At 72.4% G+C, this 13114-nt stretch carries 10 protein-coding genes; 3 read left to right on the top strand and 7 right to left on the bottom strand.

The genetic code is table 11. The features are described from left to right. Positions 1-19: 19 nt before the first annotated feature. Entirely contained in the window at positions 20-925 is a 906-nt protein-coding gene (locus tag D3P35_RS09640; RefSeq protein WP_118134510.1) for an oxaloacetate decarboxylase, read from the top strand. Positions 926-2135: 1210 nt separating this feature from the next. Continuing rightward, on the top strand, positions 2136-3179 hold the full coding sequence (locus D3P35_RS09635; RefSeq protein WP_198670536.1) for a GDSL-type esterase/lipase family protein: 1044 nt from the start codon (positions 2136-2138) through the stop codon (positions 3177-3179). 166 nt (positions 3180-3345) lie between these two features. Here D3P35_RS09635 and D3P35_RS09630 read toward each other — a convergent pair whose 3' ends face one another. The 3 genes from D3P35_RS09630 to D3P35_RS09620 all read right to left on the bottom strand — a co-directional run bounded on the left by D3P35_RS09630 (position 3346) and on the right by D3P35_RS09620 (position 6864). Beyond that, entirely contained in the window at positions 3346-5574 is a 2229-nt protein-coding gene (locus tag D3P35_RS09630; protein ID WP_118134508.1) for a xanthine dehydrogenase family protein molybdopterin-binding subunit, read from the bottom strand. A gap of 14 nt (positions 5575-5588) precedes the next feature. After that, a complete protein-coding gene (locus tag D3P35_RS09625) occupies positions 5589-6035 on the bottom strand; it encodes a (2Fe-2S)-binding protein (RefSeq protein WP_118134507.1) in 447 nt (148 codons plus the stop codon). A gap of 109 nt (positions 6036-6144) precedes the next feature. Then, entirely contained in the window at positions 6145-6864 is a 720-nt protein-coding gene (locus tag D3P35_RS09620) for an MBL fold metallo-hydrolase (protein ID WP_118134506.1), read from the bottom strand. A gap of 255 nt (positions 6865-7119) precedes the next feature. On the opposite strand from D3P35_RS09620, the gene D3P35_RS09615 reads away from it, so the two are divergent. Beyond that, entirely contained in the window at positions 7120-7455 is a 336-nt protein-coding gene (locus D3P35_RS09615; protein WP_118134505.1) for a multidrug efflux SMR transporter, read from the top strand. Positions 7456-7462: 7 nt separating this feature from the next. On the opposite strand, the gene D3P35_RS09610 is transcribed toward D3P35_RS09615, so the two are convergent. From D3P35_RS09610 to D3P35_RS09595, 4 genes are read right to left on the bottom strand one after another with little or no spacing between them, the layout of a single operon-like run. Continuing rightward, on the bottom strand, positions 7463-9601 hold the full coding sequence (locus D3P35_RS09610; protein WP_198670535.1) for an ABC transporter ATP-binding protein: 2139 nt from the start codon (positions 9599-9601) through the stop codon (positions 7463-7465). A 10-nt stretch (positions 9602-9611) separates the two neighbouring features. Then, positions 9612-10445 (bottom strand): ABC transporter permease, encoded by an 834-nt coding sequence (locus tag D3P35_RS09605; protein WP_118134503.1) that lies wholly within the window; start codon positions 10443-10445, stop codon positions 9612-9614. After that, a complete protein-coding gene (locus D3P35_RS09600) occupies positions 10442-11386 on the bottom strand; it encodes an ABC transporter permease (protein WP_118134502.1) in 945 nt (314 codons plus the stop codon). The genes D3P35_RS09605 and D3P35_RS09600 overlap by 4 nt, the downstream gene beginning before the upstream one ends. Before the next feature lie 36 nt (positions 11387-11422). Beyond that, positions 11423-12970: an ABC transporter substrate-binding protein gene (locus D3P35_RS09595; RefSeq protein WP_118134501.1), complete on the bottom strand. Its 1548-nt coding sequence runs from the start codon at positions 12968-12970 to the stop codon at positions 11423-11425. Positions 12971-13114: the final 144 nt, after the last annotated feature.

The raw sequence follows: 13114 nt of genomic DNA, 5'->3' as shown, positions 1-13114 counted from the left end.
GACAACGGAGGAGACGCGGATGAGCGCGGAGACGGAAGTGAAGAGCCTGAAGCAGCTGCTGGCCGCGGAGGGCGGCGGGGTGCTGGCGCCGGGTGTGTATGACGCCTTCGGCGCGCTGCTGGCCACGCAGGCGGGGTTCGAGGCGCTCTACCTCTCCGGCGCCTCGGTGGCCTACACCCGGCTGGGCCGGCCCGACGTGGGGCTGGTCTCGGCGGCGGAGGTGGCCGACACGGTCGCGCTGATCCGCGACCGGGTGGCGACGCCGCTGATCGTGGACGGCGACACCGGCTTCGGCAACGCGATGAACGTGAAGCGCACGGTGCGGGTGTTCGAGCGCGCCGGGGCCTCGGCCATCCAGCTCGAGGACCAGGGCTTCCCGAAGCGCTGCGGCCACCTGAAGGGCAAGACGCTGATCGCGGCCGAGGAGATGGTGGGCAAGATCCGCGCCGCCACCGACGCCCGCGCCTCCGAGGAGACGCTGATCATCGCGCGGACCGACGCGATCGCGGTCGACGGGTTCGAGGCGGCGCTGGAGCGCGGCGAGATGTATGTGGCGGCGGGCGCGGACGTGCTGTTCATCGAGGCGCCGGCGAGCCTCGAGCAGATGGACGTGATCGCGCGGCGCTTCTCGGGCCGCATCCCGCTGCTCGCCAACATGGTGGAGGGCGGGCAGACGCCGATCAACTCGGCCGACGACCTGCACGCCCGCGGCTTCGGGCTGGTGATCTTCCCCGGCGGGCTGGCCCGCGCGGTGCTGCGCCAGATGCAGGCCTATTTCGCCAGCCTGCATGCCACGCGCTCCAACAAGGCCTTCGCCGACCGGATGGCGCTGTTCGACGAGCTCAACGGGGTGATCGGCCTGCCGGAACTGCTGGAGGAATCCGCCACCTACGAGCCCGGCGCCCGCCCGCGCGCGGCGGAATGACCGGCGGCGCGTGACCCCGGCCGGACGGCCCTCCTCATCCCCTCCCGGGGCGGGAGGGGAGTTCGTCGGCCCGCGTCACGCCCTGCGGGCGCGACGCGCAGGCCCCCACGATCCGCCCCCGGCGTGCTCCGGTACCGCTGCACCCGGGGTCGCGGAGGCCGCGGGACGCGGGGCCGGCCGACGGCCCGCGAGGGGGCCCGCCCGTGCCGTGACCGCGCGCCGGCCGGCGCCCGCGCGGAGCGCATGCCCACCCCCGGCGGGAGGACGAACCCCCGGCCCGGTGGCGGATGCGGCTGCCCTCGCGGTGCCCGACAACGCAGGCGAGCGGTACAAATCCCGGATGCGGCGTGCAAGCCGGGCGGCGGACGCCGTGGGAGGATCGGCGGGTCGGTCCCGGCCGGGGCCGGCGTATCGCTTCAGGCCGGTACGGGTGTCCCACCACCCGTGCGTCTCCCGCGGTTCCCTCGCCGGATCTCCTGACCCATTCCCCTGACCGGCGGGGGAACCGCACTCTCCCCTCCGCGCGCGCCACGGCGTGGACGCAGTTCCGCAACGGGCGACCCGACCCTGCCGGATCCGGGCCCGGGCGGTGCGGAGGCTTCGCGCCACCCGAGCCGACGCCTCGGGCCGCGCCTCGCGCGCAAGGGGCCGGCAGCGACCCGGGCGGCGTGACCACCGGCTCCTGCCCGCCGCATCCTCCCGTATCCTCGCGCATCCTCGCGCGGGGGCCGCGCGGGACCCGGGGGGCGTGGCGGCGTCGGCGCGTGCCGAAATGCCCCGGCGTCATCCGTCGCCGCCCCGGCCACGCCGTGCTTGACGCAGAACAGCCGGCCGGGCCAAATCCCGTCAGACGAAAGCGACCGGCCGGCCAGCCCCGCGCCGGAAATCAGTGCACGGTGCCGGGCCCGGGACAGGTGCATCACGAGAGGTGCGTATGGCCAAGGGAAATCCGCCGAATGCCGATCAGCTGATCGCGGAAGACGCGGCGGACAGGGCAGGGGCGGGCAGAGCGGGAGCGGGCGACGCCACGGGCCTCACGGGCGCCCCCACCCGAGCGCCTGCCGCGCCGCGGGCGCCTGCGGCCGGCGCCGCGGGCCGCGCGCTTCCGGCAGGCAGCGGTCCGGCTCCCGCCGGCGCTGAAGCGCATGCCGGGGCAGTGCCGGAACCCGCCAGGCGCCGGATCTTCGCACCCGCGATTGCCGCCGGGCGCGTGCCGCTCGCCACCGACGGCCGCACGCTCTACCGCTGGCGCGGCCAGCTCGGGCTGATCGCCAGCGGCCAGGTGGCACAGGCCGGGTTCGGCATGACCGGAGACAGCTGGACCGAGGCGCCGGCAATCCCGTCGGCCTACTGGCGAATGTTCGCAAACAGCGTCTACGGGCAGAACTCCCTGGGCTTCATCAAGTCCACGGCGGACCTGCTCGTCGGCGGCTACACGAGGTCTTCCTCCGACGGATGGAACACCGTTCATGCCTCCAGGACCCCGTCCTTTCCCTACGGCGCCGGGCCGGATGGCAACAACGTCTGGACGGACCGCGACGGCGAGACGCTGACCTACGGCAAGCTGCCCTGCACCGAGTTCCGCTTCCTCTACTTCGAGCACGGCGGCACATGGCGCTACCGCATCGACGGCGGGGCCTGGACCGAGGTCGTGTGCCCGGATACCGGAAACTTCAACACGATCCTCGTGTCCGGCCTCTCCGACACGGCGCACACCATCGACATGGACACCGCGGGCAACACGGGCGTGGTCTCGATGTCGGGGTTCATCGCCACCCGGCGCAGCGCCCCGGGGATCGTGCTCAACAAGTTCGGCAACGGCGGCATCACCGGCAACGGCATGGAGAAGTACTACGCCCAGATCGGGCCGCAGATGCAGTACACGCCGCTCGACCTGGTGCAGATCATCCTGGGCACGAACGACTACAGGAACCCCTATTCCCCGGTGCCGGTGTTCCTCGACGCGGTGGCGAAACTCTGCGCCCAGCTGCGCTCCGTAAACCCCGATATCGGCATCGTGCTCACCACGCCGGCGAAGACCAACGGCATCGCGGTGACACCCCTCTCCGAATACCGCGACGCGGCCTACCAGTTCGCGCTCGAGAACGACATCGAGTATCTCAACCTCTACGACCAGATGGGCGAATGGGCGCAGGCCTACGAGCAGGGGCTGATGCGCAACGATCTGCACCTGGGCCGGGCGGGAGGGTTTGTCGCCGGGAGCATCCTCAACCGCAGCTTCCTGGGGATCTGAGCGGCGCCCGCCGGCCGCGGCCCGGAAGGGAAGCGGGTTCAGTCGGCGCCGGCAGGCCCCGCCCCGGGCCGCAAGGCCGCCCGCGGCACGGCTCACCGGGGGAGCGGCGGCGGGGCCCCGGACGGCCCCGCCCCGGCGCCCCGGAGGGGGGCGCCGCGCAGGCCCCTCAGGAGAAGGAGAGGTTCTTCATCGGCAGGCGGCGCGGGCGCTGGCCGGTGGCGGCGGCCAGGGCGTTGCCCACCGCGGGCAGCACTCCGGGCAGGCCCGGCTCGCCCACCCCGCCCATCGGCGCGCCGCTCTCCAGGATGGTCACGTGCACCCTTGGCATGTCGTCGCGCGTGAGGATGGTGTAGGTGTCGTAGTTCTGGTCGCGCCGGCGGCCGGCCTCGTAGACCACCTCCTCGTAGAGCGCCGCCGACAGGCCGAGGGCCACGGCGGATTCGACCTGCTTCTTCACGATGGCGGGGTTGACCACGCTGCCCGGGTCGAAGGCCACCCAGACGTCATGCACCTTCACCGCGCCGTCCTCCACCGACGCCTCGGCGATGGTCGCGGTCTCCGAGCCGAAGGGCGAGGCCATGGCGAGGCCACGCGCCCGGGTCCGGCCATCCACCTCGAAGGGCCCGCGCTTCCAGCCGCCGGAAAGCTCCTCCACCGCGTCGAGCAGGGCGAGGTGGCGGGCGGAACGGGCGAGCAGGGCGCGGCGCAGGGCCATCGGGTCCTGGCCGCCGGCATCGGCGATCTCGTCGAGGAAGCTCTCGTAGAAGAAATCGTTCATCGAGTGGCCCACCGAGCGCCAGAAGGCGATGTTCACCGGATGGGGCCGCTTGCCGAACACCATGGCCCGGTTGGGGATGGCATAGGGTTTCTCCACGATGCCCTCGACGGCGGAACTGTCGACCGGGGTCTGGAGCATGGCGCCGAAGTAGCGGCCGATGGGCCCCTCGCCGATGGTGCGCACCTCGAGCGCGGCGGGCAGGCCGTCGGCCCCGATGGCGGCGCGGAAGCGGCTCATGCTCAGCGGGCGCACGGCGTCGTTGAGGAACTCCTCCTCGCGCGACCAGATCACCTTCACCGGCATCCCCGTGGCCTTCGCCAGCGCGATGGCCTGGGGATAGGGGTTGCCCGGGCCGTAGATGAAATGCCGGCCGAAGAAGCCACCCAGCATCGGCGAGTGGATGCGCACCTGCGCGGGCTCCAGCCCGGCGGCCGCGGCGGCCGAGCCCTGGAACATCTCCGGCGCCTGGTTGGGCAGCCACAGCTCCAGCGTGCCGTCGGCGTTGAAGCGCGCCATGGCGGAGGGCGGCTCGAGCTGGCCATGGGCGAGGTAGGGGGCGACGTATTCCGCCTCGATCACCTTGTCGGCGCCGGTGAAGGCGGCGGCGGCATCGCCCTCGGTCTCGGCGGGATGGGTCTCGCCGTCATAGTCGCGCAGGGCCTGCAGCATGCCCTCGCTGGAGAAGTCCTTCGCCACGGTGTCGAGGCCGGCGGCCTCGGGCTCCGACCACTCGGCCTGCACGGTCTCCACCGCCTTGCGCGCGCGCCACCAGCTGTCGGCGCACACGGCCACGGCGGCCTCGAGCAGGTGCACCGAGTGCACGCCGGGCATGGCGCGCACCTGCGCCTCGTTGCGGATCGAGAGCGGCTTCGTGCCGAAATACTCCGCGTGGCGCACGGCGGCGTAGAGCATGCCGTCGAGCTTCTGGTCGATGGCATAGACCGCCCGGCCGGTGGACTTGTCGCGCATGTCGAGGCGCGCCACCGGCTTGCCGATCCAGCGGAAGGTCGCGGGATCGCGCAGGGGCACGTCGGCGGCGGGCTCGAGGGCGAAGGCGGCCTCGGCGAGCTCGCCATAGCCGAGCGACCGGCCGGAGGCGGCGTGGAGCACCTGCCCGTCCTCGGTGGTGAGCGTGTCCTGGGCCACGTCGAGCCGGGTGGCGGCGGCGCGCATCAGCATCTCGCGCGCGGTGGCGCCGAGCCGGCGCATCAGCGGGTAGCTCGAGCGGGTGGAGAAGCTGCCGCCGGTCATGCGCATGCCGCCCACCACGGCGTAATCCGGCCCCGGGGGCGCGCAGTCGACCGTGAAGCGCGCGGGGTTCACGTCGAGCTCCTCGCCGATGGTCTGGGCCATGCCGGTGGCGATGCCCTGGCCGCCCTCCACGAAGGGGCTGAGCACGTGCACCGAGCCGTCGGGCCGGATCTCGAGGAAGGCGGGCACCCGGGTGCCGGGCACCAGTTTCGCGGCGGTCTCGGCGCGGGAGGGGCGCACCGGCAGCATGGCGACGAGCGCGAGCCCGCCGGCGGCGCCGAGGAAGCCGCGGCGGCTGAGCGGGCCCGCCTTCGCGATGACCGCGGAGCCGGGGGCGGCGGCGGGGGCGGTGAGGAAATCCTTCATGGTATCGTCTCCCCTCAGCCCGCGGCCTGGCGGATCGCGTCGGCGATCATGTTGTAGGTGCCGCAGCGGCACAGGTTGGTCATCGCGTCGGCGATGTCCTCGTCGGTGGGCTTCGGCACGGCCTTGAGCAGCGCGGTGGCCGCCATCACCTGGCCGGACTGGCAGTAGCCGCATTGCGGCGCCTCGACCGACACCCAGGCCTCCACCACCCGGGCGCCGACCGCGTCCTCCTCGATGGCCTCGATGGTGGTGACCTGCGACGCGCCCACCGCGTCGACCGGGAACTGGCAGGAGCGCATCGCCTCGCCGTCCACCAGCACCGTGCAGGCGCCGCACTGGGCGATGCCGCAGCCGTATTTCGTGCCGGTCATGCCCAGCGTGTCCCGCAGCACGAAGAGCAGCGGGGTGTCGGGCTCGACATCGACGTGATGGGTTGTTCCATTGACGGTGAGGGGGATCATCGGACCTGCCTTTCGCGTGACACATGTCTGACGATCAGCCTACGCCCGGCAGGCCCGCGGCGGCACCTCTACTCCGGTAGAGGTCGACTGGCCGGAAGTCCGTGCGGGGTCAGCCGCGCCGGGCGAGGTAGCCGCGCGCGATCTCGCGCATCGCCGCCCCGGTGAGCGGGCCGTTGTGACCGCCCAGCACCAGGCCGGCCTCCAGCCCCGCGAGCCGCTCCATCGTGCCCAGGTAGGCGGGGATGTCGGCGCCGGGCAGGTCGTCGACCAGCTCGCCCGGGTAGATCGCGTCGCCGGTGAGGAACAGGCCGCCGCCGCGCTCCATCAGCCCGATGCTGCCCGGCGAATGGCCCGGCAGGTGCAGCACCTCGAAGCTGCGGTCGCCGAGCTCCACGAGGTCGCCCTCTTCCAGCACGCGGGTGAGCGGGGCGGGCCGGAGCCGGTACTCCGGCAGCGGGCCTGCCGCGCCTTCCACGGGGGTGTCGAGGGCGCGGAACGCGTCGGCCAGGGTGGCGCTGTCGGGCATGGCGGCGAAGGCCCCGGCCTCCGCCGCGTGGCCCAGCCGCTCGGCGAATTCGTGGAAACCGCCCACGTGGTCGGCATGGGCATGGGTCGCGAGGGCCAGAAGCGGCTTCGCGGGGTCGCGGGCCAGCGCGGGGGCGAGCGGCGCGAGCCCGGTGCCGAAATCGACCAGCAGGTCGGCGTCGCGCCCCTCGATGAGCCATGAGTTCGCCCGGAAGAACCGGTGCACCGGCGGCTCCCACAGGCGGGTGACACCGGGGGCGATCTGCTCGGAGCGGAACCAGGGGCCGGGGGCGGGAAGCTGCATGGAAAGGTCCTTCAGGTGGCGCGCTGCCGCCCAGCCTCGCCCGGCCCGGGCCGGTGCGCAAGCCATCGCGCGCGCCCGGCACCGGCGGGGCCTCCGGGGGGCGGAGGGCCGGGGGCCGCCCTGGGCGGGGCCCCCGGGGGGCGGCGGGCGAAGGCGCGGGCGGCGGAGTGGCGGGGCCGCTCGGGGGGAGATGACCGGGGGCGCGGGCCGTGCTAGGGCTGCAGATCCTGTCCGCCTCCTTCCGCCCGGAGCCCCATGGCCAAGCACATCCTGTTCCTTCTCGCGGCCATCGTGGCGGAGGTGATCGCCACCACCGCGCTTGCCCGCTCGGAGAGCTTCACCCGGCTGGGGCCGAGCCTCGTCACCGTGGCGGGCTATGCCATCGCCTTCTGGTGCCTGTCCTTTCCGCTGCGGGTGATGCCGACGGGCGTGGTCTATGCCGTGTGGTCGGGCATGGGCATCGTGCTGATCAGCGCCATCGCCTGGGCCTGGTACGGGCAGGCGCTCGATTTCGCCGCCCTGCTGGGGCTGGGGCTGATCCTGCTCGGGGTGATCATCGTGAACCTGTTCTCGAAGACCGTGGGGCACTGAGCCCGCCTCACCCCGCCCTGCGCCGATAGGCGACCGCGTGCGCCGTGGCGTCGGCGGCCAGCTCGTAGCGCCCCTCGCCCTCGCCGGGCCAGTAGCAGGCGGGGTCGGGCGCGGGGTAGCGGGCCTCGTCGAGCACGCGCAGCGCATAGCCGCCCGCGGGCGTGGGCTCGAGGAAGGGGGCGGCGGCGAGCAGCCGGCGGGTGTAGGGGTGGCGCGGCGCCTCGAAGAGCTGGCGCGCCGTACCCTCCTCCATCACCCGGCCGCGGTAGAGCACCATCACCCGGTCGCACAGGCTCTCCACCACCGCGAGGTCATGGCTGATGAACAGGCAGGCAAAGCCCATGCGGCCACGCAGCTCGCGCAGCAGATCGAGGATCTGCGCCTGCACCGTGACGTCGAGCGCCGAGACCGGCTCGTCCGCCACCACCAGCTCGGGGCGCGAGATGAGCGCGCGCGCGATGGCCACGCGCTGGCGCTGGCCGCCGGACATCTCGTGCGGGAAGCGCGCGGCATAGGCGGCGGAGAGGCCCACGGCCTCCAGCATCTCCTCCACCGGGTGGGCGCTGTCGGGCGGCGGGGCGTGGCGCAGGCCCTCGGCCACGATCGCGCCCACCCGCATGCGCGGGTTGAGGGAGGAATAGGGGTCCTGGAAGATGATCTGCATGCGGGCGCGCAGCCGGCGCAGCGCCTCGCCCGAGACGCCCGAAAGCTCCTGCCCGCGGTAGAGCACCCGGCCGCCGGAGACCTCCTTGAGGCGGATCAGCGCCCGGCCCAGCGTGCTCTTGCCCGAGCCGCTCTCGCCCACCAGGCCGAGCATCTCGCCCGGCCGGATCGAGAGCGAGACGCCATGCACCACCCGGTTCACCCGCCGGGCCATGAAGGGCAGCGGGGCGGCGGCCTCGTAGCTCACCTCCACCGCCTCGGCGCGCAGGAGCTCGGTCGCGGGGCCATCGGCAGCCCCCCTCGCCCCGTGGGGCGATGCCGCAAGGGCCCCGCCCGCCGGTGACCCAGGCGCCACAGTTCGCGGAACGTCCGGCTCCGCCAGCGACGCCTGCGGCCCTTCGGCAAGGCCGTCCGCACCGCCGCGCCGTCCGGCCACCGGCCAACCCGGCGCGCCCTCCGGTGTGTCGCGCCCGGCGAACGGCGCAGGCTGCGCTGCGCCGGAAGCCTGCGCGCCGCGCGGCGCTTGCCCTTCGGCGGAGGGCGTTTGCGCATGGGGCAGGGCGTGCGAGGCTTCGGGACTGGCCGAAAGCGTGTGGGGGCCTGTCGGGGAGACGTTCCCTTCCGGCAGCAGCGTATGCGCCCCTGTCGGGGAGTCATTTCCTGCCTGCGGCAGCGTGTGCGCCCCTTCGGGGGCGACGGGCAAACTCCCCAGCAGCCGCCGCGTATAGGCCTCGCGCGGGGCGGCGAGCACGCTGCGGGTAGGGCCGGATTCGACCACGTGGCCGCGCTCCATCACCGTCATCCGCTGCGCGTAGCGCGCCACCACGCCGAGGTCGTGCGTCACCAGCACCACCGCCACGCCGAGACTGCGGGTCATCTCCGTCATGATGTCGAGCACCTCGCGCTGCACCACGGCGTCGAGCGCGGTGGTGGGCTCGTCGGCCAGCAGCAGGCGCGGGCGCAGCAGCATCACCGAGGCGATCATGATGCGCTGGCGCATGCCGCCCGAGAACTCGTGCGGGTAGCACTCGAGGCAGCGCTCGGGGTCGGCGATCTTCACCGCGTGCAGCATCTCCAGTGCCCGCGCCCGGATCTCGCGGCGCGAAAGCTTCGTGTGCAGCCGCGCGGCCTCCGCCATCTGGGCGCCGATCTTCATCGACGGGTTGAGCGAGACCAGCGGCTCCTGGAAGATCATCCCGATCTGCGCGCCGCGGATCCGGCGCATCGCGGCCTCGCTCTCGGCGGCAAGGTCGCGGCCGTCGAAGGCGATGGTGCCCGCCGTCACCTCGCCGCCGGGGGGCAGCAGGCCGATGGCGGCGCGCGCGAGCATGGTCTTGCCCGAGCCGCTCTCGCCCACCACGGCATGGATCTCGCCCGGCGCCACCTCGAGGCTCACGCCATGCACCACCGGGGTGAGGCCGCGCGGGGTGCGGAAGCCGATCTCCACGCCGCTGAGCGACAGGACGGAGGGGGTATGCTGCATGTCCATCTCCTCAGGCCGCCCGGTCGTTGCGCGGGTCGAGCGCGTCGCGCAGCGCGTCGCCCAGCAGGTTCACCCCCACGAGGGTGACCGAGATGCACAGGCCCGGCAGGATGCCCAGCCAGGGCTCGCGCGTGAGGTCGCCGCGCGCCTCGGCCAGCATGTTGCCCCAGGTGGGGGCGGGGGGCGGCACGCCCAGCCCGAGGAAGGAGAGCGCGCTCTCCGCCAGCAGCACCCAGCCCAGCATGGTGGTGGCGAGCACGATCAGCGGCGCCACGCAGTTCGGCAGCACGTGGCGCGCGAGGGTGTAGAGCCAGCCGTTGCCGAGCGCCACCGAGGCCTCCACGTATTCCTTCTCGCGCACCGAGAGCACCGTGCCGCGCACCAGCCGGGTGACCGAGGGCAGGTAGGCCAGCGCGAGCGCGAGGATGACGCCGAATTCCGAGGGCCCGAGGATCACCATCAGCGACAGCGCCAGCAGCAGGCCCGGAAAGGCCATCAGCGCCTCGGTGAACATCATCACCAGCCGGTCGAGCCAGCCGCCGACGAAGCCCGAGAGCGCGCCGAGCACCACGCCCCCCGTCACCGCCAGCGCCACGGTGAGAAAGCAGATCAGGATCGAGACCGAGGCGCCGGAGAGCACGCGCGAGAGCAGGTCGCGCCCGTACATGTCGGTGCCCAGCAGGTGCTCGGCCGAGGCACCGGCGAAGCGGGCCATGAAATCGGTCTTCACCGGGTCGTAGGGGGTCCAGAGCAGGCCGGTGAGGGCGGCGAGCAGCACGAGCCCGCAGAGCGTGAGGCCGATGCGGCCGTTGAGCCGGCGCGAGAGGTCGGAGAGGAAGGTCATGACAGGCGCACCCGCGGGTCGAGCACCGTGTAGAGCAGGTCGACCACCAGGTTCACGATCACGTAGACCGAGGCCACCAGCAGCAGCGCGCCCTGCAGCACCGGGTAGTCCCGGGCATAGATGCTGTCGACGATGAGTTTCCCGATGCCCGGCAGGCTGAACACGGTCTCGGTGACCGTGGCGCCGCCGAGCAGCGAGGCGAGGATCAGCCCCAGCAGCGTGAGCGAGGGGCCGGCGGCGTTCCTGAACACGTGCCGGGTGAGCACGGCACCCTCCGAGAGGCCCTTGGCCCGGGCATGGGTGACATATTCCAGCCGCAGCACCTCGAGCGCGGAGGAGCGCATCATCCGGGTGAGCACGCCGATCTCGGTGAGCGCCAGCGCCACCACCGGCATGATGAGGTAGAGCAGGCCCCGGCCGAGGTCCTCGTCGAGCCCCACGTAGCCGATGGTGGGCAGCCAGCCCAGCGTGACCCCGAAGAGCAGCAGCAGCATCAGCCCCACCCAGAAACTGGGCATCGACAGGCTGATGATCGCCGTGAGGATGATGCCGAAATCGAGCCGCCGGTTCTGGAAACGCGCCGCGATCAGCCCGGCGGGGGCGGCCACCAGCATGGCGGCGAGCACGGCGAAGACCACCACGCTCGCCGTCACCGAGAAGCGGCCCATGATGGTGGGCAGCACCGCCTCGCCGGTGCGGATCGAGTGGCCGAACTCGCCGCGCAGGATGTCGCCCAGCCAGATGAGGAACTGCAGCGGGATCGGCTGGTCCAGCCCCAGCCGGGCGCGCATCGCGGCGAGGGACTGCTCGTCGGCGAGGTCGCCCAGCATCAGCTGCGCCGGGTCGCCCGGGATCAGCCGCACCAGCGCGAACACGATCACCGCGACGAGGAACAGGGTCGGCAGCCCCATCAGGATGCGCTTGAGGACGTAGAGCCACATGGGTGCCGCCTTTCGTCTCGGAGGGGGGTCAGCCGGTCACTCGGCCAGGCCGACGTTCCAGTAGATCTCCTTCGCCGCACCCCAGCCCCGGAAGCCGGAGACATGGTCCTTCATGGCGTAGAACATCACCCGGTGGTTGACGCTGATCGCCGGCACCTCCTCGAGGAAGGCCTCGTGCAGCTGGTCGATGATCGCCTGGCGCTTCGCCGGCTCGGAGACGGTCATCGCCTGCTCGACCAGCTCCATCGCCTCGGGGGTGCGGAACACCTTGCGCGGGTGGTCGCCGGTGATCATCTCGAAGCTCAGCGCCGGGTCGAGCCGGGTGGAATAGGCGAAGGACTGCATCTGGTAGTCGCCGGTCACGTACTTGTCGAGCTGGGTGCCCCATTCCATGGTCTCGAGCTGCGCGTTCAGCCCCACCTCGGCCATCATCGCCTGGGCGACGAGCGCGCGCTCGAAATAGCCCCCCGCGCGGCGGTTGGTGAGGATGGTGATCGGCGCGCCGTCGTAGCCCGCCTCCTCCAGCAGGGCCTTCGCCTGCTCGGGGTCATAGCCGATGCCCTTCGCCTCCGTCTCGCCGTAGAAGGCCGACATGGGCGGCACCGGCGAGGGGTTGGGGCTGCCCTTGCCTTCCGTCACCACCGCGACCATCTGCTCGGGGTCGATGGAGAGCGCGATCGCCTTGCGGATGCGCTTGTCCGACAGGAGCGGGTCACGCGTGTTGATCAGGATCGCGTCCCAGACGGCGGTCTGCACGGTCTGCACCACGTTGCCCGGCGCGGCCTCGATCTCGTCGATGTCGGAGGGGTCGATGGTGGAGATGTCGAGGTCACCGGCGAGGAAGGCGGTCTTCTTCACCGCGGCCTCCGGCAGGATGTTGAAGCGCACCCGGTCGACCAGCGCCTCCTTCGCGCCGGCATAGCCGTCGGGCTCATCGGTGCGCGAGACGTAGTCGGGGAACTTCAGCAGCTCGACGTACTGGCCGGGGCGGATGTCGCCGAAGGTGAAGGGGCCGGTGCCCACCGGCGCCACCCAGTTGCCCTCCGCATCCACCGAATCCGGGTGCAGAACGGCGGTGGAGCCGCAGTCGAAGCGCGCGAGATTGCCGAGGAAGGTCGCCGAGGGCGAGGCGAGGGTGAAGCGCACCGTGTAGGGGTCGACCACCTCCATCGCCGTCACCTCCGGGCCGTCCTCGCCGGAGAAATACGAGCGGCAGCGCCAGTTGGTCGCCGGGTCCATGTAGCGGTCCCAGGACCATTTCACCTCCTCGGCGGTCATCTCGGCGCCGTTGTGGAATGTCACGCCGTGGCGCAGCGGGAAGGTGTAGGTGAGCCCGTCCTCGCTCTCCTCGATGCTCTCGGCCAGCATCGGCTTCACCGAGAAATCGGTGGCATAGGCCACCAGCCCCTCGACCACGTGCATCTGCACAGTGTCGGTCTGCCCGTCGCGGTCCACGCCGGGCTGGGTGCCGCGGATGTCCTGCACGAAGGCGACGTTGAGCACCGTGTCGGCAACTGCCGGAACGGCGGTGGCAAGGAGGGCGGCCGCGACGGCAGAGCCCGTCGCCATGGCAATGGTTTTCATGGTGTGACCCCTGTTGGTTCGGGCGTGAAGCCGGGGTGTGCCCCGGTCCGGACATCTGCCGGGCACGGGGCCCGGCGAGCGCTTTCAGGTGGCCGGGCAGCCCCGGCCGGGCTTTCTTCTGGACGGCCGGTCTGGCGCCGGCCC

The sequence above is a fragment of the Oceanicella sp. SM1341 genome, assembly GCF_003448965.1.
Classification (GTDB): domain Bacteria; phylum Pseudomonadota; class Alphaproteobacteria; order Rhodobacterales; family Rhodobacteraceae; genus Paroceanicella.
Note: the sequence above shows the minus strand (reverse complement) of the source record. Positions and strands in the feature narration are given on the sequence as shown.

What these genes read in the sequence shown, in the direction of transcription:
- D3P35_RS09640 (WP_118134510.1), top strand. Translation starts at nt 20, where the DNA reads ATGAGCGCGGAGACGGAAGTGAAGAGCCTGAAGCAGCTGCTGGCCGCG.
- D3P35_RS09630 (WP_118134508.1), bottom strand. Translation starts at nt 5,574, where the DNA reads ATGAAGGATTTCCTCACCGCCCCCGCCGCCGCCCCCGGCTCCGCGGTC.
- D3P35_RS09625 (WP_118134507.1), bottom strand. Translation starts at nt 6,035, where the DNA reads ATGATCCCCCTCACCGTCAATGGAACAACCCATCACGTCGATGTCGAG.
- D3P35_RS09620 (WP_118134506.1), bottom strand. Translation starts at nt 6,864, where the DNA reads ATGCAGCTTCCCGCCCCCGGCCCCTGGTTCCGCTCCGAGCAGATCGCC.
- D3P35_RS09615 (WP_118134505.1), top strand. Translation starts at nt 7,120, where the DNA reads ATGGCCAAGCACATCCTGTTCCTTCTCGCGGCCATCGTGGCGGAGGTG.
- D3P35_RS09610 (WP_198670535.1), bottom strand. Translation starts at nt 9,601, where the DNA reads ATGCAGCATACCCCCTCCGTCCTGTCGCTCAGCGGCGTGGAGATCGGC.
- D3P35_RS09605 (WP_118134503.1), bottom strand. Translation starts at nt 10,445, where the DNA reads ATGACCTTCCTCTCCGACCTCTCGCGCCGGCTCAACGGCCGCATCGGC.
- D3P35_RS09600 (WP_118134502.1), bottom strand. Translation starts at nt 11,386, where the DNA reads ATGTGGCTCTACGTCCTCAAGCGCATCCTGATGGGGCTGCCGACCCTG.
- D3P35_RS09595 (WP_118134501.1), bottom strand. Translation starts at nt 12,970, where the DNA reads ATGAAAACCATTGCCATGGCGACGGGCTCTGCCGTCGCGGCCGCCCTC.